The 24,400-nt window shown below is 69.4% G+C and carries 13 protein-coding genes; 7 read left to right on the top strand and 6 right to left on the bottom strand.

The features are described from left to right. Window positions 1-108 precede the first annotated feature (108 nt). From ABD989_RS04685 to ABD989_RS04660, 6 genes are all read left to right on the top strand, one after another. Window positions 109-645 carry a hypothetical protein gene (locus ABD989_RS04685; RefSeq protein ID WP_246993375.1) on the top strand — a complete coding sequence of 179 codons (537 nt, stop codon included), beginning with the start codon at window positions 109-111 and terminating at the stop codon, window positions 643-645. Window positions 646-649: 4 nt separating this feature from the next. Continuing rightward, window positions 650-1,618 carry a cutinase family protein gene (locus tag ABD989_RS04680; protein WP_246993376.1) on the top strand — a complete coding sequence of 323 codons (969 nt, stop codon included), beginning with the start codon at window positions 650-652 and terminating at the stop codon, window positions 1,616-1,618. A 99-nt stretch (window positions 1,619-1,717) separates the two neighbouring features. Then, window positions 1,718-2,734, top strand: coding sequence for an LLM class F420-dependent oxidoreductase (locus ABD989_RS04675; RefSeq protein WP_246993378.1), 1,017 nt, complete (start codon window positions 1,718-1,720; stop codon window positions 2,732-2,734). 141 nt (window positions 2,735-2,875) lie between these two features. Then, the gene (gene fadD32, locus ABD989_RS04670) at window positions 2,876-4,780 is read left to right on the top strand and encodes a long-chain-fatty-acid--AMP ligase FadD32 (protein ID WP_246993380.1); all 1,905 of its coding nucleotides are present in this window, start codon (window positions 2,876-2,878) and stop codon (window positions 4,778-4,780) included. 94 nt (window positions 4,781-4,874) lie between these two features. Next, the gene (gene pks13, locus ABD989_RS04665; RefSeq protein WP_345312604.1) at window positions 4,875-10,172 is read left to right on the top strand and encodes a polyketide synthase Pks13; all 5,298 of its coding nucleotides are present in this window, start codon (window positions 4,875-4,877) and stop codon (window positions 10,170-10,172) included. Between the two features lie 8 nt (window positions 10,173-10,180). Then, window positions 10,181-11,731 carry an acyl-CoA carboxylase subunit beta gene (locus tag ABD989_RS04660; RefSeq protein ID WP_345312718.1) on the top strand — a complete coding sequence of 517 codons (1,551 nt, stop codon included), beginning with the start codon at window positions 10,181-10,183 and terminating at the stop codon, window positions 11,729-11,731. 136 nt (window positions 11,732-11,867) lie between these two features. Here ABD989_RS04660 and ABD989_RS04655 read toward each other — a convergent pair whose 3' ends face one another. The 6 genes from ABD989_RS04655 to ABD989_RS04630 form a co-directional block, all read right to left on the bottom strand. Next, window positions 11,868-12,596: a VIT1/CCC1 transporter family protein gene (locus tag ABD989_RS04655; RefSeq protein ID WP_345312603.1), complete on the bottom strand. Its 729-nt coding sequence runs from the start codon at window positions 12,594-12,596 to the stop codon at window positions 11,868-11,870. After that, on the bottom strand, window positions 12,596-12,916 hold the full coding sequence (locus ABD989_RS04650; protein ID WP_345312602.1) for a putative quinol monooxygenase: 321 nt from the start codon (window positions 12,914-12,916) through the stop codon (window positions 12,596-12,598). Before ABD989_RS04650 ends, ABD989_RS04655 begins: the two co-directional genes overlap by 1 nt. 208 nt (window positions 12,917-13,124) lie before the next feature. Further along, window positions 13,125-16,499, bottom strand: a complete 3,375-nt coding sequence (locus tag ABD989_RS04645; protein ID WP_345312601.1) for an arabinosyltransferase domain-containing protein — start codon at window positions 16,497-16,499, stop codon at window positions 13,125-13,127. Beyond that, on the bottom strand, window positions 16,496-19,840 hold the full coding sequence (locus ABD989_RS04640; RefSeq protein ID WP_345312600.1) for an arabinosyltransferase domain-containing protein: 3,345 nt from the start codon (window positions 19,838-19,840) through the stop codon (window positions 16,496-16,498). The genes ABD989_RS04645 and ABD989_RS04640 overlap by 4 nt, the downstream gene beginning before the upstream one ends. Window positions 19,841-19,895: 55 nt before the next feature. Then, entirely contained in the window at window positions 19,896-23,249 is a 3,354-nt protein-coding gene (locus tag ABD989_RS04635; protein WP_345312599.1) for an arabinosyltransferase domain-containing protein, read from the bottom strand. A 75-nt stretch (window positions 23,250-23,324) separates the two neighbouring features. Beyond that, complete coding sequence (locus tag ABD989_RS04630) at window positions 23,325-23,741, bottom strand: DUF7144 family membrane protein (protein ID WP_345312598.1); 417 nt, start codon at window positions 23,739-23,741, stop codon at window positions 23,325-23,327. 128 nt (window positions 23,742-23,869) lie between these two features. On the opposite strand from ABD989_RS04630, the gene aroQ reads away from it, so the two are divergent. Beyond that, complete coding sequence (gene aroQ / locus ABD989_RS04625) at window positions 23,870-24,334, top strand: type II 3-dehydroquinate dehydratase (protein ID WP_345312597.1); 465 nt, start codon at window positions 23,870-23,872, stop codon at window positions 24,332-24,334. The last annotated feature ends 66 nt before the right edge of the window (window positions 24,335-24,400 follow it).

The following is a 24,400-nucleotide window of genomic DNA, read 5'->3' as shown; positions in this document are numbered from 1 at the left end:
CGCCGCTCACCGTCGAGTGTGATAATCCGCTGAGTTTCTCCCGTGTTTATGCAGGTGAGTACCCCTCGGGGGGACCTGCGGTCGGATTTGGAAGGTAGCCTTTCCACCATGACTGGCAAGTTCTTTCGCGGCGTCCTCGGGTGCGCTGCCATCGCCGCTGCGGCGATCTCGCTGAGCGCGTGCGGGGATTCGTCGACGGCGAATTCTCCGCTCGATCAGGACGTCACCACGACGATGATCTCGGGCAGTGCGCCCGAGTCGGGCGAGCCGTCGTCGGTGTCGCCGTCGGAGGCCGCCGCCTCCAGTAGTGCGGCGGAGGCTGCGTCGAAGGCGACCAGCACGCTCCCGGCCACCAAGCCGGAGAAGCCCTCGGGCGGCCAGGCGGACGACTCGAAACTGAGCGAGAAGGACAAGGACTACCTCGCCGCGCTCAAACGCGACGACGTCGCCTTCCTCGGCGATGAGGACAACAACGCCGCCCTCACCTGGGGCTACTACGTCTGCGACGCCAAGGGCAAGAAGACCGACCCGGCGATGATCAAGATCTACGTGAGCGCCGGGCTCGGACCGTCGGTCAAGAGCGACAACGAGGCGGGGGCCAAGGCGGACAAGCTGATCGCTGCCGCCGAGAAGAACCTCTGCTGACCGCGTGAAGCGCCGTACCAAGAGGGTGGCGTTCGGCCTCGGCTTCCTGGCGATCGCCGCCATCGTGCTGGTGGTGGTGTTGGTGATCACCATGTTGTCGCCCGCTCCGCCGCCGCCGAAGGGGCCGTCCGGCCCGACCACGCAACCCGAGCATCGCCCCGAGGCGCAGCCGGCCGACTGCCCGGACGTGCTGGTGCTGTCGGTGCCGGGCACCTGGGAGTCGAAGGCGAACGACGATCCGTACCGGCCCACGGCCAACAGCCGGTCGCTGATGCTGCGCATCACCAAGGCACTGCAGGGCAAGTTCCCGCAGAGCCGCGCCGAGGTCTACACGGTGCCCTACGTCGCGCAGTTCCGGAACCCGACGGTGCTGACCGACAAGCAGCGCGACTACAACGATTCGCGGGCCCAGGGTAAGCGTCGTGCGTCGGCGAAGCTGGCCGAGACGCACGGCCACTGCCCGCTGACCAGCTACGTGCTGATGGGCTTCTCGCAGGGTGCGGTGATCGTCGGCGACATCGCCTCCGACATCGGCAACGGCCGCGGACCGATCCCGGAGCAGGACGCCGACCTGGTGCTCGGCGTCGGCCTGATCGCCGACGGTCGTCGGGAATCGGGCAAGCAGAACGACGTCGCGCCGAGTCCGGACGGCGTCGGCGCCGAGATCACCCTGGCACCGTTCGGTTCGCTGGTCCCCGGTATCGAGATGACCGGCCCTCGGCCGGGCGGATTCGGCACCCTGGAGGAGCGGACCTATTCGATCTGTGCGTCCGGCGACCTGATCTGCGATGCACCGCGCGTCACCAATCCGCTCAGCGCCATCGGCAAACTGGCGAACGCCGCGAACAATCCCGTGCACGCCATGTACGCGACCACGCGCTACTGGTCGGCGGGCGGTTCCACCGCCACCCAGTGGATGTTCGCGTGGGCCAGCAGGCTGATCGACGAAGCACCGCATCCGGCGCACTCCTGAGCGGAGACGAGGTCCGGCGGGTCGAGCCGTTTTCAGGTTCGTCACCTGCTAAGTTAACCTTTTCGTGACATTGCGACGGCAACTACAGGGAGGATGTCGGTGACTGCAGACCGGACTCCGAACCCGGCGACCCACACCGCCGAGGGATTCCGTAAGTTCCGCTTCGGTGCCGGCGGCGAGGGCAACAAGGACGAGGGCGGCGCCCGCCGGTTCGTGAAGCTCGCGCAGACCGCGGAGGAATACGGCTACGACACCTTCGCGATCCCGGACCATCTGGGCAACCAGGTGGGTCCGCTGGCGGCGCTCGGCGCCCTCACCCAGGCCACCAGCAAGATTCGGCTGGCCACGTCCGTGCTGGCCAACGGCTTCCGGCACCCGGCGATCCTGGCCAAGGAAGCCACCACGATCGACGTCCTGTCCAAGGGGCGGCTGGAGCTGGGCATCGGCGCGGGGTGGATGAAGGACGAGTTCGACAAGGCCGGCCTCGAGTTCGGCACGCCCGCCGAGCGGATCCGGAAGCTCGACGAGGCGCTGACCATCCTGGACCGCCTGATGCGGGGCGAGACCGTCGATTTCGATGGTGAGTTCTATCGCATTCGCGGCCTCGAAGGCAGTCCGCGCCCGCGGCAGGGTCCGCGTCCGCCGATCGCCGTCGGCGGTGGTGGACCCCGGATGCTGGCGCTGGCCGCCAAGCACGCCGACATCATCTCGGTGGCCACCGGTTCCACTCCGGAGGGGCTGCTGCGACTCTCGGACATGACGATGGCAAAGACCAAGGAGCGGGTGGACCGCATCCGGCAGGCGGCCGGCGACCGGTTCGACGACATCGAGCTGAACTGGACCATTGCGACGATCGTGATCACCGACGACCGGGTGGGGACCGCGGAGATGGCGCTCAAGGCGCTCGAACAGGGGTATCCGCCGAACATCGCGCGGGACGTCGAGCTGACCGTCGACGATATCCTGGCCTCGCCCTATCTGGCCTTCGGCACCTTCGAGGAGATCGCCGAACAGGTTCGAGAAGTGCGCAGGCAGACCACCATGAGTTACGTGGGAGTCTTCCCGACCCAGCTGGATGCCTTCGCACCTGTCATCCCGCTGCTGCGGGAGGAGTAGAATCAGCCAAGGTTTTGTGTGCCCCGGCTCGATGCGAAGCGTCGAAGAGCGGGGTGGAGACAGGGTGCCGATACCTCGGGGTGGTGGATACGGCACCGATGTGAATGAGAAGACGCCGCGCGTGCGGTACAGGAGTTTGCAATGCTGAAGACCGAATTCGAGGAGTTCCTCGACGAATCCGGCAACCTTCGAATCACCGAAGACGCCACCCTGGTGGACTACGTGGAACGAAACGTCCGCGAGCAGGCCGACACTCTGGCGTACCGGTTCATCGACTACAGCCGTGAGCGTGACGGGGAGGCCCAGGATCTGACGTGGGCCCAGTTCGGCAAGCGCCTGCGCGCGGTGGCGGCCCGGCTTCAGCAGGTCACCAAGCCCGGTGACCGCGTGGCCATCCTGGCGCCGCAGTCGCTGGAGTACGTGATCGGCTTCTTCGCCGCCCTGTACGCGAGCAACATCGCCGTCCCGCTGTTCAGCCCGGACGAGCCCGGTCACACCGACCGCCTGCACGGCGTGCTGGCCGACTGCCAGCCCACGGCGATCCTGACCTCCACCAAGTCGGCCGAGGCCGTCCGCGACTTCTTCTCGGACCGGCCCGCCAAGGACCGTCCGCGCGTGATCGCCGTCGACGCGGTGCCCGACTCGGTGGGCTCCACCTGGGTGGCGCCGGTGGCCGGCACCGACCACAACCGCGACACGGTGGCCTACCTGCAGTACACCTCCGGCTCCACGCGCGTGCCGGCCGGCGTCGAGATCACCTACGAGGCCGTCGCCGCCAACTGCCTGCAGATCTACGACTGCATCGAGATCGACCGCAACTCGCGCGGCGTCACCTGGCTGCCGATGTTCCACGACATGGGCCTGCTCACCGTGATCCTGCCCGCGCTGGGCGGCAAGTACATCACGATCATGAGCCCGGCGGCCTTCGTGCGCCGTCCGGGCCGGTGGATCCGCGAACTCGCGGCCGCAGACGACCGCGCGCCCACCTACGCCGCAGCGCCGAACTTCGCCTACGAGCACGCCGCCGCTCGCGGTCTGCCCGCGGACGGCGAAGAGCTGGATCTCTCGAACGTGATCGGTCTGATCAACGGGTCCGAGCCGGTCACCGTGAGCTCGATGCGCAAGTTCAACGAGGCGTTCGAGCCCTACGGCCTCTCGCCCAAGGCCATCAAGCCCTGCTACGGCATGGCCGAGGCCACCCTGTTCGTGTCCGCGACGCAGCGCGACAATGCGGCCCTGATCAGCTACGTCGACCGCGACAAGCTGAACGCGGGCGAGTTCGTGCCCGTCGCCGAGGACGCCGAGAACGCGATCGCGCAGGTCTCCTGCGGTCAGGTCGCGCTCAGCCAGTGGGCCTGCATCGTCGACGGCGACACCGCGTCGGAGGTGCCCGACGGCCGGGTCGGCGAGATCTGGCTGCACGGCCTGAACATCGGCAAGGGCTACTGGAACAAGGACGACGAGACAGAGGAGACCTTCCACAATCTCCTCACCACCCGTCTGCCCGAGGGCAGCCACGCCGAGGGCACGCCGGACGACGCGCAGTGGATGCGCACCGGCGACTTCGGCGTCATCTACGACGGCGAGCTGTACATCACCGGTCGCGTCAAGGACCTGGTGATCGTCGACGGTCGCAACCACTACCCGCAGGACCTGGAGGCGAGCGCCCAGGAGGCGAGTGTCAACCTGCGTCCCGGTTTCGTCGCGGCCTTCGCGGTCCCGGCCAACCAGCTCCCCGCCGAAGTCTTCGAGGGCGGCTTCTCCGGCCTCACCTTCGACGCCGACGATGCGTCCGAGCAGCTGGTGATCGTGGCCGAGCGCGGCCCCGGACGCAAGGTCGATCCGCAGGAGATCGCCGACACCGTGCGCGCGGCGGTCGCCGGGCGCCACGGCGTGATGGTGCGCGATCTGCTGCTGGTCCCCGCGGGCTCCATTCCGCGTACCTCGAGCGGCAAGATCGCTCGCCGGGCCACCAAGGCGGCCTACGTCGACGGCACCCTGCGCGGTGGCTATCAGCAGACGGCCTTCCCGGACGCCGGCGAATAAATCGTGACCTTCGAGCGGAAAGCCCGGTATGTCGTCGACATACCGGGCTTGACGCGTACTAACCGACTTCTTCGAATCAGTAGGCTGTAGAGCGATGTCTGACATTGAGAACCACGGCGCCGACTCCACCGAGTCGACCACCGAGCACCCCGATCACGCAGGGACCGCGGGCGAGACCGCCGGCGGCCTGACCGTCGAAGAGCTGCGCGACTGGCTGCGGGAGTGGGTCTCGACCACCACCGGTCAGCCCATCGACCAGATCGCCGACGACCGGCCGATGGAGGAGTTCGGGCTGTCCTCGCGCGACGCGGTGGCGCTGGCCGCCGACGTCGAGGACCGGACCGGTGTGATCCTGACGGCGACCGCCGCCTACAACCACCCGACCATCGCGATGCTCGCCAAGCGCATCATCGAGGGCGACCCGGACGAGGGCCTCGATCTCGACGCCGACCGGTTCTGGGAACGCGACCGCGACGCCGACGACGACATCGCGATCATCGGGCTGGCCACGCGCTTCCCGAAGGGCGGCTACACCCCGGAGTCCACCTGGGAAGCACTGATCACCGGCGTCGACGGCATCACCGACCTCCCCGAGGACCGCTGGGCCGAGTTCAAGGCCGATCCGCGGCTGGCCGAGGTGATCGCCGAGGCCAACGTGCACGGCGGCTACCTCGACGACGTGCGCGGTTTCGACGCGGACTTCTTCCAGATGAGCCCGCGCGAGGTCGAGATGGTCGATCCGCAGCAGCGCCTGGTCCTGGAACTGACCTGGGAGGCGCTGGAGAACGCGCACCTGCCGGCCAGCGACCTCAAGGGCGCACCGGTCGGCGTGTTCCTGGGCACCTCGACCAACGACTACCAGATGCTCGCCACCATGGGCCTGGGCGAAGGCGCCAGCGAGACCGCGGCCTACGCGCTGACCGGCACCGCGACGTCGATCGTCGCCAACCGCGTCTCCTACTTCTTCGACTTCCGCGGTCCGTCGATCGCCGTGGACACCGCGTGCTCGTCGTCGCTGGTGGCCGTCCACCAGGCGGTGCGCAGCCTCCGCACCGGTGAGACCGACGTGGCCCTGGCCGGCGGCGTCAACATGATCGTCACCCCGGCGGTGACGCTGGGCTTCGACAGCATCGGTGCGCAGGCACCGAACGGCAAGATCAAGGCCTTCTCCTCCGACGCGGACGGCATGATCCGCGCCGAGGGCGGCGGCGTCTTCGTCCTCAAGCGGCTGTCCGCGGCCCGCGCCGACGGCGACCAGGTGCTCGCGGTGATCGCCGGTTCCGCGGTGAACTCCGACGGCCGGTCCAACGGCATCTTCGCGCCGAACCCGGACGCCCAGGTCGACGTGCTGCGCGATGCGTACGCCGACGCGGCCATCGACCCGCGCACCGTCGACTACATCGAGGCGCACGGCACCGGGACGGTGCTCGGCGACCCGATCGAGGCCGACGCCCTCGGACGCGTGGTGGGCCGCGGCCGCAGTGCGGACGCTCCGGCGCTGCTCGGCTCGGCCAAGACCAACTACGGCCACATGGAGTCGGCCGCCGGCGCCGGCGCGCTGGCCAAGGTGGTGCTGTCGCTGCAGCACGACCAGATCCCGGCGTCGCTCAACTACGTCGGCCCCAACCCGTACATCCAGTTCGAGGCCACCAACCTGAAGGTGACCGCCGAGAACACCGCGTGGCCGCGCTACTCCGGCAACGCGATCGCCGGCCTCTCCGGCTTCGGCTTCGGCGGCACCAACGCTCACATCGTGGTGCGCGAAGTGACCCCGGAAGACCTGAACCCCGCAGCGGTGGCCGCGGCGCCGGCCGCCGAGCCGGTCGCGGCGCCCGTGGACGACTTCGACGACGACGAGGACTTCCTCACCGAGGCCGAGCGCGCGGTGCTCGCGGCGCAGGCACGCAAGACCGAGCCCGTGGTCGAGGTCGTCGAGGCGGATCCGACCGCGGGCTTCGCCCCGGTCGCCGGTCCCGACGCGGTGGTGCCGCTGGTGATCAGCGGCTTCCTGCCGTCGCGGCGTCGTCGTGCCGCCGCGGAACTCGCGCAGTGGCTGCAGACCGAGGAGGGCGCGGCCACCCCGCTGGTGGAGATCGGCCGTACGCTGGCCCGCCGCAACCACGGGCGCACGCGCTCGGTGATCATGGCCCGCAGCCACGCCGACGCGATCAAGGGCGCCACCGCGGTCGCCGAGGGTAAGAACGCGCCGTTCGTCTTCACCTCCGACTCCCCGGATGCGGCGTCGGCCGTGTGGCTGCTCAGCGGCTTCGGCTCGCAGCACCGCAAGATGGCCAAGCAGCTGTACCAAGACAATCCGGTCTTCGCGAAGAACGTGGACCGCGTCGACGAGTACGTGCAGAACGAGCTCGGCTACTCGATCGCCGAGATGTTCCTCGACGACGAGCAGACCTACGGCATCGAGACCTCGCAGGTCGGGATCTACACCATTCAGGTGGCCCTGGCCGACACCATGCGCCACTACGGCGCCGAGCCCGGCGTGCTGATCCCGCATTCGATGGGCGAGGCCTCGGCGGCCTACATCAGCGGCGGCCTGTCGCTGGCCGACGCCACCCGGGTCATCTGCCAGCGCTCGCGGCTGATGGGCGAGGGCGAGTCGATGCTGGTGGGCGACGACATCCGCCTGATGGCACTGGTCGAGTACAGCGCCGACGGCATCAACGACGTCCTCGTCGACTTCCCCGATCTGGAGATCTGCGTCTACGCGGCGCCCACGCACACGGTGATCGGCGGCCCCGAGCCGCAGGTCGACGCGATCGTGGCGCGCGCCGAGGCCGAGGGCAAGCTCGGCCGTAAGCTGGCCACCAAGGGCGCCAGCCACACTTCGCAGATGGATCCGCTGCTCGGTGAGCTCGCCTACGAGCTGACCGGCATCGAACCGCTGTCGCCGACCACCGGCTTCTACAGCTCGGTGGATCGCGAGGTGTTCTACCGCCCCGGCGCCGAGCCGGTGCACACCATCGAGTACTTCACCAAGGGGCTGCGCCACAGCGTCTGGTTCGCGCAGGCCATCGACAAGGCCGTCGCGAACGGCCACCGCACCTTCATCGAACTCGCGCCGAACCCAGCTGTGCTGATCTCGGTGGCGGCCGCCGCCTTCGGTGCCGGTATCCACAACGCCGAGCTCATCGAGACCCTGCGTCGCAAGGAAGACGAGAACGTCGGCCTGGTGACCGCGCTGATGAAGCTCTGGGTCCACGGCCACGCGGTGGACGTGGGTGCGCTGTTCGGCATCGGCCAGGACCTGCCGTACGCCGACGTCCCGCGGACCAGCTTCGAGCGCAAGCCGTACTGGCTCACAGCCACCGTCGACAGCGGCTCCGGCACCGGCACCATGCCGGGCGCCCACGTGGCGCTACCCGACGGCCGACACGCCTTCGAGGTGACCGCCTCGGTGGTGAAGGATCCGCGCGAGCTGGTGCTGGCTGCCGCCAAGCACGTCTTGGACTCGCCGACCGTCGTCGCCGCCGACTCGTACGGCGAACTGCCCGGCGAGGGCACGCTGACCACCGTGTACACCCGTCACCCGGGCGGTGGCGCACTGGCGATCTTCGCCGATGCCGCGCACGGGCACGCGCTGCTGTTCGAGGCGTCCGTCACCGGCGGTGCGCTCTCCGGTGCCGTGGTGCCGGTGGCGCAGGCACCTGCTGTCGTGCCGACGCCCGTCGAGGAGTCGTCCGGGCCGCTCGTCGTCGAGGACGAGGTGATCGACGACATCGGCGATCAGTGGACGCCGGAATCCGGCCAGTCCGTGGAGCAGCGGCTCGCGGTGATCGTCGGCGAGTCGATGGGTTACGACCCCGACGACCTGCCGCGTGAGGTCCCGCTGATCGAGCTGGGTCTGGACTCGCTGATGGCGGTGAGGATCAAGAACCGCGTGGAGTACGAGTTCGACATTCCGCAGCTGCAGCTGCAGGCCATGCGGCAGGCGAATCTCGCCGACGTCACCAAGTTCGTCACCTTCGCGGTGGAGAACCGGGACCAGGTGGACCTGCTCGCCAACGGTGCCGGCGACGGCCAGGAATTGGACACCGCCGCCCTCAGCGCCCTGATCGACGAGGCGAACGCACGCAAGGCCGCCGAGGCTGTCGCCCCGGCTGAGCCTGCCGCGCCGACTGAGCCTGTTGTGCCGGCTGAGCCTGTCGAAGCCCCCGAGCCCGTCCTACGACAAGCTCAGGAACCGGCCCTTCGACAAGCTCAGGAAACGGAGGCTACCGCGGACCTGACCGATCAGGCCCAGGTGGCGGCCGCGGCCGGGGCCGACGTCCCGCCGCGCGACGCGGCCGAGCGTCTGACCTTCGGTGCCTACGCCGTGGTGACCGGCAAGTCGGCCGGCGGCATCTTCAACAAGCTGCCCGTCCTCGACGAGGAGTCCGCGCAGAAGCTGACCGACCGGTTGAACGACCGCACCGGCGGCGACATCGACGTGGAGGACATCCTCGACTCGGAGACCATCGAGGACATGAGCGAGTACGTGCGCCGACACATGGAGGCGGCGGCCGACATCGACGGCTTCGTCCGCTACCTGCGCGTGCCCACCGGCGCGAACGGGGAACGCCAGCACACGTTCGACACCACCGCCGGCGACCCGATGCCGATGCTGGTCTTCCACCCGGCCGGCGGCAACACGTCCGCCTACGAGGCGCTGCTCAAGCGTCTGCCGGAGGATCAGCCGGTGATCGGCTTCGACCGCGTCGAAGGCTCCATCGAGGAGCGGGTGCACCAATACCTGCCCAAGCTCCGGGAGATTCAGCCGCACGGCCCGTACGTGCTGGTCGGCTGGTCGCTCGGCGGCGTCCTCGCCTACGGTGCGGCGCAGGTGCTGCGCGAGGCCGGCGAGGAGATCGCGTTCGTGGGCCTGATCGACGTCGTCCGTCCCCGCGAGGACATGGTGGAGACCCCGGAGACCAAGCGTGCCCGCCTGGAACGCTGGAAGGACTTCGCGGTCAAGACCTACGACCTCGACGACGACATTCCGCTGCCGATGGATCGTCTGGTCGAGGCCGACGACGACGAGCAGTTCGCCATCATCATGGAGATGATGTCGATGTCCGGGACCAAGATCCCCGGCGGCATCATCGAGCACCAGCGGACGTCGTTCCTCGACAACCGCGCGCTCACCAACATCCACCCGACCCCGTACGCGGGCAAGGTGGTGCTGTACCGCGCCGACAAGATGCACGACGGTGCCATCGAACTCGAACCGCAGTGGGCCGAGATCGACGAAGACGGGCGCTGGAGCGAGGTGGTCGACGATCTGGAGATCGTCCACATCGGCGGCGACCACCTGTCCATCGTCGACGAGCCCTATGTGGCGAAGGTCGGCGCCGATCTGACGAGTCGGATTGCGCAAGTGAACCAGAAGGAGTCCTGAGCGTGACGATCGATCACACCACCGCGGGTAAGCTTGCCGACCTGCGCGAGAAGCTGGCCCTGGCGCAGGAGCCGGGCGGCGCCAAGGCGATCGCCAAGCGTGAGCACAAGGGCATCTGCTCCCCGCGTGAGCGGCTGGAGATGCTGTTCGATCCGGGCACCTTCGTCGAGGTCGGCGCGCTGGCCAAGATGCCGGGCGCCGCCGACACCGGCTACGGCGACGGTGTGGTGACCGGCCACGGCCTGGTGCACGGACGTCCGGTCGCGGCCTTCAGCCACGACCAGAGCGTGCTCGGCGGCACCGTCGGCGAGATGTTCGGCCGCAAGGTCTCCAACCTGATGGAGTGGGCGGGCAAGCTCGGCTGCCCGATGGTCGGCATCAACGACTCGGCCGGCGCCCGCATTCAGGACGCCGTGACCTCGCTGGCCTGGTACGCCGAGATGGGCCGACGCAACGACCTGCTGTCCGGCCTGTCGCCGCAGGTGTCGGTGATCCTCGGCAAGTGCGCCGGCGGCGCCGTGTACACCCCCGCGAACACCGACGTGCTCGTCGGGGTGGAGGACAAGAGCTACATGTTCGTCACCGGCCCGGACATCCTCCGCGCCGTCAACGGCGAAGAGGTGTCGGCGGAGGATCTCGGTAGCGCCCACAACCAGGCGCGCTGGGGCAACATCCACCACGTCGCGCAGGACGAGAAATCGGCCTTCGAGTGGGTGCGCGAATACCTGCAGTACATGCCGATGACCTGCCATGAGCAGCCGCCGGTGATCAACCCGGGCCTGGAGCCGGAGATCACCGAATCGGATCTCTCGCTGAACACCTTCATGCCGGACAACGACAACGCCGGCTACGACATGCACGACCTCATCGTGCGGCTCTTCGACGACGGCGCCTTCCACGAGGTCGCCGAGCTGTTCGCGCCGAACATCATCACCGGTTTCGCGCGCGTCGACGGCCGCAGTGTGGGCGTCGTCGCCAACCAGCCCGCCGTGATGGCCGGAACGCTCGACACCGACGCGTCGGAGAAGGCGACCCGGTTCGTCCGCATCTGCAACGCGTACAACATTCCGCTGATCTTCCTGGTCGATACGCCCGGCATTCTGCCCGGTGTGGTCGAGGAAGCGAAGGGCACCATCCGGCGTTCGGGCAAGTTCCTGTACGCCTACGTCGAGGCGAGCGTTCCCAAGGTCACCGTGGTGCTGCGCAAGGCCTACGGCGGCGCGTACGCGGTGATGGGCTGCAAGCAGCTCGGTGCCGACATCAACTTCGCCTGGCCCACGGCCAAGATCGCGGTGATGGGCGCCGAGTCCGCCGCGGTGATCCTGACCCGCCACCAGACCGAAGGCCTCTCGGCGGCCGACGCCGACAAGGTGCGTCAGGACTTCATCACGTTCTACAACGCGATGATGGCCACCCCGTACCTTGCGGCCGAGCGCGGCTACATCGACGCGGTGATCGAGCCCGCCGACACGCGCCTGCAACTGCGCAAGGCCCTCGCTCAGCTGCAGGACAAGCAGGTGCTGCGCGCCCCGCGCAAGCACTACCTGATGCCGATCTAGTACTCGGGCGTCACCCGCCCACGTTCGCGTCAGGCCACACCACAGGCGGCAGCCCCGGCTGCCGCCTGTGGTGTGCGCTGACGCCGGTGGGTGGGACTGCCGCCTGTGCCCGCGACCGCCTGTGCCCGCGACGTCGCTAGGCGACGGCGGTGCCGAACGCCGTGCCGATGCCGTAGGTGACGCCCATGGCTATCGCGCCGCCGACCATCACGCGCAGCGTGGGGCGCAGCGGCTTCGCGCCGCCGAGGAGCGCGCCGATGGTGCCGGTGAGGGCCAGCGCAGCCAGCACGACGAGGAACACCGTCGGCACCCGCCAGGACTGCGGCGGCAGCAGCACCGCGATCAGCGGCAGCAGCGCGCCGAGGGTGAACGAGATGGCGGAGCTGACCGCAGCCATCCACGGATTCACCAGCTCGTCGGGGTCGAGGTTGAGCTCGGCGTCGGCGTGGGCGGCGAGGGCGTCGTGCTCGGTGAGTTCACGCGCCACCTGGTGCGCGGTGGCCGAGCTGAGACCCTTGGCCTCGTAGAGGCCGGCCAGCTCGTCGAGCTCGGCGTCGGGGTCGTCGGCCAGTTCCCGTCGTTCTTTGATCAGCAGCGCGGACTCGGCGTCGCGCTGGGTACTCACCGAGACGTACTCGCCGAGCGCCATCGACACGGCGCCGGCGGCTAGTGCCGCGATACCGGCGGTGAAGATGGGGCCGCGCGCCGCGCTGGCCGCAGCCACACCCACGACGATGCCCGCGGTGGACACGATGCCGTCATTGGCGCCGAGGACACCCGCCCGCAGCCAGTTGAGGCGGTTCGCCAATCCGCCGCCGTGCGGCTCGGAGTCGTGGGCGTGCGGGTTGGCTTCGGGGGCTGCCATCAGTCGACGGCGAGCACGCTCAGCTGGTCCCAGCCTTCGCCCTCCACCTGCCGGGCGATGATGTCCGGGGTCCGGGACAGGAACGGCTGAATCAGCGCGCCGCCGGTGCGGAAGTGCTCGCTGGTCGCGTGCGCCATGAAGCCGTCGTCGGTGTAGCCCTCGAGCACCACGTACTCGTTGGGGTCGTCGATGCTGCGCGACCAGTGGTACCAGAGGTTACCCGGCTCGTTGCGGGTCGCCTCGGTCAGTTCGGTGAGCGCGCTCGGGAATTCGTCGGCCAGTTCGGGCTTGACGTAGAAACGGACATTGACGATCTGCATGGGTGCGTCCTTCGCTAATGAGACATTCCGCTAATGGGACATTTCCCCGTACGCTACCCACTGCTCCGTCGCCCGTTGCCGCGACCCCGTCGGTTTGGGGATGTTCGGCGTCGGTGTCCGGTGGCGCCGTCGATCTAGAACGACGGCGCCACCCGAGACCGGCGGTGTGAACGGAAATGCGGCGAACGGAAAGCGCGACCGGAAAGCGTCAGTAGCCGGACGAGCGCATCGGTGCGGGACTCCAGAAGCCGTTCACCGTCCGGTAGCCGAGCTCGAGCTCGGCGGGCGCGGCGTCGGGCACCAGCGGGGTGAACCGCTCCAGCCCGCCCCAGTCCCGGCCCCAGTTGTTCCGCAGGTAGCTCGGCACCAGCGTGTGCGATAGCAGGGCGTCGGTGATGCCCAGCGGACCGCCGGACTTGCCCGCCATCCACGTCTGGCTGTTCTTCTGGGTGGCGTCGGCGTCGGGCATGATCCGCCACTCGGGCAGCTCCAGAACGCCGTTGCGCACTGCGATCGGCCGCTGGCATGGGAACACCAGGCCGGGCAGCCAGTCGATGAGCACCGGATCGGTGCGGCCGACGACGTCGTTGAGCGTGGCCAGCTCGGGGACGCGCGGCGGGGTGAACGCCAGCCACTCGGCGAGCGCGGGTGCTTCGTCGACCACGTTCAGACGCACCAGGGTGGCGCCCGGGGCGGCGTCCGCGAGCGGGAAGCGCAGGCTGCGCCACTCGCTCTTGGTCTCGATCGCGTCGATCGGGGTCTGCGGCGCACCCACCGGGACGACCTTCCCGTCGGCGCCGACGCGACCGTACTGGGCCACCAGCTTGCGGCCGGGGACCACGGCGCCGAGGCCGTTGATCGCCTCGATCGAGCCGGCCGCCGCGACCGTGAGCAGCGGCGACGAGTCCGGTGCCTGCCCGGCGGCGAACGGCAACTGGTACCAGTCGGTGGTGACCGTGGCCGGGCCCTGCGTGCGGTAGCTGCCCAGGACCGGCGTGGTGGCCGGGTTCAGGCCGTACGGCAGGCGGACCGAGGTGCTCTGCGGTGCAGGCGTGTCGGTCTCACCGGTAGCGGTGTCGCCGCTGCCGGATTCGCCGCTGCCGTCGTCGCTGTCCTCGCCGCTGACGTCGTCGGTGGTCGGGAGCGAGGTCTGCGGGCCGGCGTCCTCGGAATCACCGCTGGACTTGCGTTCAAGCGGATCGATCCCGACGTTCGACGGCAGGCCGTCGGGCGTGAAGCCGACGTTCTCGCCGGCCAGCGCGGCCTTCGGCGTGGGCGCCGGACGGCCGTCGACGGACGCGGGCTGCAGGATCGACGCGTTGGGGTCGCTTTCGACGAGGACGTCGTTGGCCAGCGCGCATTCGTCGCCGGTCAGAGCGCGGACGTTGGACTTGGCCCACGACCAGCTGTCCCGCTGTACCCAGGCGCCCTTCGCGAAGGAGCCGAGCATGAACAGAATCACCAGGGCCGAGATCACCGGCAGCGGCGAGACCTTGAGACGGTTCAGGCCGGTGCGCTGGTAGCCGGTGCGCTTGGCCTCGTCGACGTAGTCGTTGCGGAAGTAGTACCAGAGGCCCATCAACGCGCAGAAGATGGAGAGCGCCAACACCACCCAGCCGAGCTTGATGCCGGCCACCTCGATCGGGCGGTCCCACCAGGGGATGCCGTAGCTGCCGACGTACCACCACATGTTGGTGCCGGTGGCCGCGACCGCGGTGACCAGTAGGACGGCCGAGGCGAAGAACGCGCGGTTGCTGCGCGAACGCAGCAGCGCCGGCGACATCATGGCCGCCGCCGCGGCCACCAGGCCCGCGCCGATACCGGCGTAGATGCCCAGGTGGTGGGTCCACTTGGTGGGCGTGAACGAGATGAAGAACATGGTGCCGAGCATGATCGCGACCAGACGCCAGATCGGTGCGCGGGCGACGCCGTTCAGCGGGCTCTTGGACAGCAGGCGGAAGATCACCACCACCAGGGCCAGGAACATGATCAGAATGCCGAAGCGACGCGAGAACGTGCCGTCGCCGGTCTGCAGGATCAGGTAGTAGTACCGGACCGGCTCCTGCCACCACTCGAGGGTGGGGCCCACCTCGGAGGCGGTGGTGCTGCTCTCGATGAGCGGCATCAGCGGCTGCCAGTAGAAGATCAGGTACAGCACCGAGGTGCCCGCGGCGAGGACCGGCGCGATCATCGGCAGCAGGCCGTCGCGCTGACGACGGGACACGATGCCGCGGACCACCGGTCGCAGACCGGCGAGGAGGGCGGCCACGGCCATCAGGCCGCCGGGTGCGACGGCGAGGGTGAAGGCGCCGATGACCGCCGCCACCGCGTAGGGCAGCAGGCGGCGTGTGGCGATGGCGCGTTCGACGGCGCACCAGGTCAGCAGGGCGCCGATGGCTTCGAGCGGCTCGAAACGGATGCCGTTGTTGTACGGCAGCCAGATCGCGAGGAAGACCAGGGCGCTGGACCAGATGGCCGCCTGGTTGGTGCGCACCGCGCGACCGAGGCGGGGGATCACCTCGCGGCTGAGCAGCCACCAGCCGAGAAGACCGACGAGGAAGGCGGGCAGGCGCAGCCAGGGCGCGCTGACGCTGATCTGCGTCATCCACGACAGCACCTGGTACGGCCAGCCGAACGGGTCCTGGGGGACGCCGAAGTAGCGGAAATAGTTGTCGGCGTAGCCGGCTTCTTCGGTGATGCGGGCGACGGTGATGTTGTAGCCGTCGTCGGAGGTGTTGCCGCCGATCAGCCACCACAGGGCCAGCACCACGATGACCACGGCGTCGGGGCCGCGAATGGTGAACCAGCCGCGCGGCAGGAACCGCTTGTGGCCGCGACCGTCCCGGGAGTCGAGGACCCCGAGGGCCAGCAGCGCCAGCAGGGTCATCACGATGCCGACGATGATCGCGGCCAGCTTCAGCGGGGTGGGGGAGTTGACGTAGCGGGTGTCGATGTCGGCGTGCAGCGACAAGCCGTCGCGCGAGGCATCGGCGGGCAGATCGGAGAACACGCCCACGATCTGCGGACGCATGTCGGTGTCGTCGGTGCGGTAGCTGGTGCCGTCACCGTCCATGCCCGTGACCTGGGCCGTCACGCCGTCAGCGCTGCCGGTGAGCTCGAAGGCGCAGTTCGCGTTCGCCTGCGCGGCCTTGCGGTCGACGCTGAGCAGTAGGACGTCGCGCACCGTCATCACCAGGCGGTCCCGATCGGCCTTGATGAACAGGCCGCGGGCCGAGGCCTGCTTGCCCGCCGCGGGGATCGTGGACAGCAGCACGCCGCCGGCGGCGGGCAGGTCCTCGGCCAGCGAACACGGCACGGTGACGGACATGTCGGTGGGCACGAACGCGACCAGCGGCGCGGTCACATTGCTGATGGTGTCGGACTGCGGCCACTGCAGGGCGGAGGTCCGCTGCTGCACCGGCAGCAGCGGTGTGGCGATCGCCATGCACAGGCCGATGAGGCCCGCGATCGCCGCGACCAGTTTGGTGACGCGGTAGTCGTTGTTCTTCAGGAACGCCCACCGGTCGGTGGAGTCGGTGGAGTCGGGGGCCGTCGCGGTGTCGACGGGATGCTCAGCGGTCATTTCGTGGGCTCCAGGCGGATCGAGCCGGCGCGGGCCAGGCCGGACTGCGTCACCTGTTCCGTCGTGACGACGGCGGTGGCGGCGTCCGGGGCGAGCGGGGCGAGCTTCTCGAGCGTGCCCCAGTCCTGGTGCCAGTCATGGTTCAGATAGGTCGGCACCACCGTGGCCTTGGTGGTGGCCTCGGTGATCGCCAGCAGACCGCCGCCGCTCGTCGACATCCACGTCTTGGACTGCATGTTCATCGTCACGTAGTCGGGGAGGATGCGCCATTGCGGGACCTGCGCGACACCGTGTCGGAAGGTCAGCGGTTGCTGGCACGGGAAGAACGCGCCCACCGCGAAATCGATCAGGGTCGGGTCCTGCGAGCCGACCAGCTCCTGCAGGGTCACCAGCTTCGGCGCGCGCGGCGGCGTGATGCCGAGGAACTGCATGGGGCCGAGGTTGGTGTCGTCGAGCACCAGGCGCATCACGGTGGCGCCGGCGGGCGCCGAGGACATCGGGACGCGCAGGTTGCGCCACGGACGGTTGGCGATCTTGGGTCCCGGGTCGATCGGCAGCACGTTCGGGCCGATGCGCTCGAACTCGCCGTTCGCGCCCGGCTTGCCGAACTGGACCACCAGCGCCTGGCCGGGTATGTGCGCGCCGTTGGCGTCGATCGAGCCGACCGAGCCCGCGGTGGCGAAGACCAGCAGCGGCGAGGCGTCGCGGTCGGGCAGCTGGTACCAGTCGGTGCGCAGGTGTGCGTTGCCCTGGTAGCCGTAGCTGCCCAGCACCGGCGTGATGGCCGGGTTCAGGCCGAACGGCAGCGCGACCGTGGAACCGTTCACCGTGCGCGGACCGGTACCGCCGGTGGTGCCCGCGCCGAGCGTGCCGACGGTGGAGAACGGCTTGGACGTGGAGCCGGAGACGTGCATCTGGCCGGGGCGGGAGACGATCGGCTCGGGCGAGAGGTCGCCTGCCACGCCGTTCGGGGTGAACCCGACGCCCTCGGTGCCGGCCAGCGCGGCCGAGGCCGAGCGGCCGTTCGCCGGGGTCAGGAAGTTCGCGTTCGGATCGGGTTCGGCCAGCACCTGATCGGCCATGCCGCAGGAGTCGCCGCCGATGGAGGTGAGATTGTTGCTCAGACTCGTCATCGCGTCCCCGCGATTCACGACGGCCTTGCCGAACATCGCCAGCGTGATGAGCACGGTGAGGGCGGCGATCACGGTGATCGGCGACGAGGCGACGGCCATCCGTCGGACATCCGCGGAGCTGTCCGGCTGGCCAGCCGTGTGATGAGCCATGCCGCGGTTCTTCACGTAGTCCATGCGCAGCGTCTGCCACAGGGCGACGGCCACCGCGATCACCGCGAGGATCAGGATCAGCGACGACACCGGACGTCCGGCGATCGACGGTGCCTGGTCGAACCACGCGATGTCATAGCGCGCCACGTACGGCCACGCGTTGTAGCCGGCGGCGACGGCGGCGAGACCGAAGAGCAGCCCGGCGATGAAGACCGTGAGGTTGCGGCTCGACCGCGCCGCGGCCTGGGCCACCGCGAGGGTGCCGGTGGCGGCCAGCGCCGCCGCGAGACCCGCGAAGACACCGAACTGGATGGTCCACTTGACCGGAATGAAGAAGAACAGGATCAGAGTCACCGCGAAGGCGCCGACCAGGCGCCACGCCGGGCGCGGGCGCACACCGTCGATGGTCCCGCGGCGCAGCAGCAGTGCGGCGGTGACGATGGCCCCGGCGAAGAGCAGCAGCACCGGGATACGGCGGGCGATGGAGCCGTCGGGCGTGGTCACGGTGAGGAAGTAGTAGCGCAGGAACTCCTGGCTCCACGGAATGATCGGGCCCACCTGGTAGCGGGTCTTCATCGCCTCGATGACCGTCATCAGCGTCTGGTCGCGGAAGACCACCACCAGGACCACCGTGCCTGCCGCGGCGATCGGTGCCAGGAGCGAGAGCAGCGGGTCCTCGCGGCGTCGATCCACCAGGATGCGCAGCAGCGAACGGGCCGAGACCAGCAGGATCGCGACGGCGATCACGCCCTGCGGGGCGAGCGCGAGCGTGAACGCGGCGGCGAGCGCGGCCAGCGCGGCAGGCAGCAGCTGCTTGGTCGCGATCGCCTTCTCCGCGGCCCACCAGACCAGCAGGGTGCCGAGCACGATGATGCCCTCGGTGCGCAGACCGGCGCAGAACGGCAGCCAGAAGGCGACGAAGACCGAAGCGGCGGCCCAACCGGTCCAGCCGGTGGCCTTCACGGCGGTGCCGAGGCTGGGCAGGACCACGCGGCTGAGCAGGTACCAGGAGGCCAGGCCGCCCGCCAGGGCGGGCAGATGCATCCAGAGCAGCGACGGGGACACCTTGGCCCACTGCGCGAGGAAGCCGTAGTACCAGTCGAACGGGGCCTCGGCGATGCCGAAGTAGCGGTAGTAGTTGGAGAGATAACCGGCCGCGTCGGCGGTGCGGCCCATGTTCAGGATGTAGCCGTCGTCGGGGGCGCCCGCGCCGAGGAACAGCCAGATCAGCAGGACGGCGGTGACGACGAGGTCGGTGAGGCGGGGGCGCAGCGACCGGATCCACGCCGTTGCGCTGCGGCGGCGATTGGGCGGCGCGCGGTAGCCGCGCAGGCGGTCGAGGCAGTACAGCGCGAACAGCGCCATCAGGGTGGCCAGCACCGCGATGATCATCACGAGGGTCTTGAGGATCGAGGCCGACGACTCGTAGCGGTTGTCCACGGTGATCGTCGAACGCAGGCCCGCGGCGGCGAGGCTCTGCACCTGCTCGGTCGACAGATCGGTGAACAGGCCGTCGATCTGCGGGCGGGTGTCCGGCGGCAGCAGTTTGGCCGGGCCCAAGCCCACGAACTGGGCGCCGGTGCCCGCGGGCGAGGAGAAGATGCGCAGGTTCTTGCAGTCACCGGAGGCCAACTGCTCGAGTGTGGCCCCACCCGCGTTGTTGGCGCGGAACAGCACGGTGACGCGCTCGCCGTTGCTGTTGACGATCAGCGAGTTGTTGGTCTGCCGCTGTGCTCCCGGCGGCATGGTGGTCAGTACGGTGCCCGAGGTGCGGGCGGCCTCGGCCAATGGTGCACACGGGATCCGGATGTCCAGCGCCTGCGAGGTCTGGGCGATGAGCGGGGCGACGATCGACGGATCGTCGGCGTTCAGCTGCTGGCCCTGGGGCCAGGTGATGGTCGCCTGCGTCGTCGACACCGGGACGAAGGGCACGGCGACGGCGGCCAGCACGGCGATGACGCCGGAGATGGTGGCGAGTATCCGCGCCAACGGAGCCGACAGCGGGGCCGATCGCGGTGGGCGCTCGGTGTCTTCGATCTCAGTTGTCGGCTCAGGCACGACTTCTGAGGTTAGTCGAACAAGCTGAGCACGTCCCAAACGCGCACGGGCGTGGTCAGTATCGGATAGGTGCCGGACTCCACAGTCCGCTGCGGACCTCGGTGTCGTACTCGATCACGGCGGGGCGCGCCTCGTCGTACGCCGAGTAGCGCTCCAGGGCGCCCCAGTCCCGACCGATGTCGCCCTGCAGATAGGTCGCCACCGTCTCCGCGCGCTGGGAGACGTCCAGCCAGCCGAGCGGTCCGCCGCCCGGCGCGCTCTGCCAGGCTCCGACGGCCGCCGCCAGGTCGGCGCCCGGCTTGATCCGCCACATCGGCATCTCGGCGACGCCGGCGTGGAAGTTGAAGGGCCGCTGGCACGGCACCACCAGCCCGGACGTCCAGTCCGCATGGACCGGGTCGGTACTGCCGACGGTGTCCTGCAGCGTGGTCATCTCGGGCAGTCGCGGCGGGGTCACCACCAGGTAGTGGTCCGCGGCCAGATTGTGGTCGTCGGCGACGATGCGGATGGCCGTGAGGTTCGACGGCAGTCCGGCCGTATCGATGCGGACGTTCCGCCAGGACGGGTTTGGGCCCGGATCGATCATGGCGATGCCGCCGGTCGGCGACAGCGATCCGTCGGTGGTGGTGGGGCCGATCGGCTCGTCGGTGTACTCCAGGCGGAGTTCGCCCTGGTAGAAGTCGCCTGCGACGGAGAAGGTGATCAGCGGACGATCCCGGTAGTCGGCGGGCAGGCGGTACCAGCCGGACGTGAGGCCGGCCGGGGTCTGGACGTCGCCGGAGTAGCTGCCCAGGACGGCGGTGCGTTCGGGGTCCAGGCCGAAGGGCAGGGCGGCGAGGCTGCCGTTGAGGCCGGGCGTGCTGATCACGCCGCCGCCGGTGCCGCCGCTGTTGGCGATGAGCAGATCGGGGTCGGCGGCGGCCGCCCCCGCGAGCACGCCGAGGCTGCCCGACGAGGCCCGCGCGTTCACGTCGTTCGGAATGCCGTTGGCGGAGAATCCGGTGGTGGCGCTGCGATCGGAGCCCGCCGGTTGGCTGGTGGGTCCGGCGAGCGGATCGCGCAGGGTCGAGTCCACCGGGGTCAGTAGATAGTCGCTCGGGTTCGACTCGACCCACACCTTGTCGGCCATGCTGCACGGGCGGCCGGCCAGTGCTTCGAGGTTGCTGCGCGGCACCGAGTAGGAGCCGGACTGGTTGATGCCCGCGACGATGGCGGTGACCAGGGCGAAGACGACGAGGAGTCCCGCGGCGACGCCCATCGGCGCGCGACCCGGCCAGGCCACGCTGCGGCGCAGTCGCGGCCAACGCGCGTGCTCGGGGTCGTCGAGCACCGGATCGGCGCCGGTGAACGGCTCGCGGAAGTGGAACCAGAGTGCCACCGCGAGCAGGACCAGCGTCAGGTACAGCAGGACCTGGCCCACCATGGCGCCGCCGATGGTCACCTGCCAGACGCCCCACGGCATGCCCCACGCGGAGGAGTAGTAGTACGAGTTGGGGGCGGTCAGGGCCAGACCGGCGATGAAGACCACCAACGCCCCGAACAGGGTGCGGTTGCGGCGCGAATGGGTGGCCCCCGCGCTGGCCGCGACCGCGGCTAGCGCGGCGAGCGCCGCCGCCAGACCGGCGAAGACGCCGAAGTGGTGCGTCCACTTGGTGGGCGTGAACATGAGGAAGAGCAGGGACGCGAAGGTGATGCCGACGATGCGTTGCGCCGGGCCCGCGGCGGTGCCGGGGATGCGGCCCTTCCGGATCAGGACCGCGCCGGCCACCACCAGCGAGAGCACCATCGCCAGCACGGCGAATCGCCGCATGATGGAGCCGTCGGCGGAGAACGCGAACAGCGAGGAGTAGCGGTCGATCTCGTTGTACCAGTTCGCCGACGGTCCGACGGCGGTCTTCATGGTGGAGCTCTGCAGGAACGCTGCGAGCGTCAGATTGGTGAACACCACGAACAGGACGAAGGTGCCTGCGGCCAGGATCGGTGCGAGCAGGCTGAGGTAGGCCCATTTCGCGGCCCGGCCGGTCTGGGCGGTGACCTCGCGGGACCGCTTGACCAGGGCCAACAGCATGGGCCGCGCCCCAGCGACGAGGGCGGCGACGGCCAGCACGCCGGTGGGTCCGGCGGCGATGGAGAAGGCGGCGATCAGGCATGCGAGCGCCGCGGGCAGCAGGCGGCCGGTGGCGATGGAGCGTTCCACCGAACACCACGCGAGCAGGGCGCCCAGAGCGATGATCGGTTCCGGGCGCAGCCCGTTGTTGAACGGGAACCAGCAGGCCAGGAACACCGCGGCAGCGGTCCAGGCCGGTGCCGTGCTCGCCGTGCGCAGGTGGTTGCGGGCGCCGGCGGTGGCGCGACCCAGCCGCGGCAGGATCTCGTGACTGATGATCAGCCAGCTCGCGATGCCGCACGCCAGGGCGGGCAGCCGCATCCACGGGCTGGCCACGCTGATCTGGCTGAGCAGGCCGAACACCTGGTAGTACCACCCGAAGGGAGATTCGGGTGCGCCGAACCAGCGGAAGTAGTTGGCGGTGTAGTCGCTGTCCTGGGCCACCCGCGACATGGTCATCAGGTAGCCGTCGTCGGAGGTGTTGGGGCCGATGAAGTGCCAGACGAGCAGCAGCGCGATCACCACGCCGTCGCGCGCGTTCAGCCGCCACCACCGGGCGGGGAACACGCGGCCGTGGCCGCGGCCGTCGGTGGCGTCCAGCCGGGCCAGGGCCAGCAGTGAGATCAGCGTGGCGGCGACGCCGACGATGATGGCCAGCCACTTGAGCAGGGTGGGGCTGGTGCTGTAGCGGGAATCGATCACCACGTGGGCGGTCAGGCCGGGCAGCGCGTCGGCCGAGCCGGACAGCTGGGTGAACAGGCCGGTGACCTGCGGGCGCTGGTCGCCGAGGTCGTCGTCGCTGGTCGAGGCGGTGCGCGGCTGGCCGTCGTCGGTGCGGAGGCCGACGAAGGCCGCGGTCACCTCGGTGGCGTCGGCCGAGACCGTGATGGTCCGGCAGTCCCCGGAGAGCACCTGGTCCAGCGGGGCCGACAGCAACGGGATGTTGCGGTTGACCACCTCGACGAACCGGTCGGCGGCGAGGGCGTCGCTCGATCCCGTCACCCGCACGAAGAGGCCGCGTTCGGCGGCCTTGGGGGCGGACGGGGAGGTGGTGGACAGCAGGACCTGCTGGCCGCGCGGGAGTTCGGCCACCGCCGCGCACGGAATGGCGGCCTCCAGCGTGACCGGCGCGTACGAGATCAGCGGCGCCGAGACCGAGTTGACGGTGCCTTCCTGCGGCCAGCTGATCTCGGCGGTCGTCTGCTCGACGGGAAGCAGGGGAGCCAGGAGTGCCAGAAAGAACCCGAGGAGGCCCGTGATGATGGCGGTGACTTGGGCCCGCCGGACCGAGAACGATGGCACAGGGGCATCGTAGCGATGCCCCTGTGCCATCGGGTCAGTCGTGGTGCGCGACGGCGTGGTGCCGGGCGCGCGGGATCAGTTGTCGCCGCTCCAGTTGGCGACGGCCCAGATCACCAGGATGTCGATCGCGATGACCAGGATCGACCACCACGGGGTGTACGGCAGCCACAGGAAGTTCGCCACGATCGAGAGCGAGGCGATGATGATCGCGCAGACCCGGGCCCAGGTGGCGCCGAGGAACATGCCGACGGCGATGCAGACGCCGATCACGCCCAGGACGATGTGAATCCAGCCCCAGGTGGTCAGGTTGAAGGCATAGATGTAGTCGGAGGTCACCGCGACGAGGGTCTCGTCGTTGGCCACGGCGGCGATGCCCTGGAAGAAGGCCAGGACCGAGGCGACCAGCAGCAGTGCGGCGGCGGCCCAGGTGGTGCCGGCGGCCCACGGGTTGCCGGGTTCGCGATTGACGGTGGGGTTGTTGTTCGCAGTCATGACCTGTTCTTATCACGTCGCTCGGACTGAGATCGGGGAGGTCAGCAGATTTCCGCGCAGAAACCCGACGATGGCGCAGATCGTGCTGATCCGGTGATCGGACTGCGATCTCTCGTAGACTTCGCAGCATGTCCACCGATCGGCCCGCTGCCGCTGCTCCGCTGCCCATTCTGCTGCTCAACGGGCCGAATCTGAACATGCTCGGGACCCGCCAGCCGGAGGTCTACGGGAGCCACACCCTCGACGACGTGGTGTCGCTGGTGGAGCGGACCGCCGCCGAGGCCGGATTCGGCGTGCAGGCGCTGCAGACCAACCACGAGGGCGTGATGCTCGACGCGATCCACGCCGCGCGCGGCGCGATCAGCGGCATCGTCATCAACCCGGGCGCGTGGACGCACACCTCGGTGGCGCTGCACGACGCCCTGGTGATCCCGGACGTGCCGATCGTGGAGGTCCACATCTCCAACGTGCATGCGCGCGAGTCGTTCCGCAGGCACTCCTACGTGTCGCCGATCGCGGCGGGCGTGATCGCTGGTTTCGGTGTGCAGGGCTACGAATACGCCGTCCGTCGTCTGGTGACGCTCATCTCTTGATGCGGGTTCGGGGTCGTCGGACGCGTACGGTGGATTCATCGGTGCTTCGGCACCGCGCGTCGTAGA

Origin of the sequence: Gordonia alkaliphila, from assembly GCF_039542465.1 — a bacterium.
In the GTDB taxonomy this organism is placed as follows: Bacteria; Actinomycetota; Actinomycetes; order Mycobacteriales; family Mycobacteriaceae; genus Gordonia; species Gordonia alkaliphila.
Note: the sequence above shows the minus strand (reverse complement) of the source record. Positions and strands in the feature narration are given on the sequence as shown.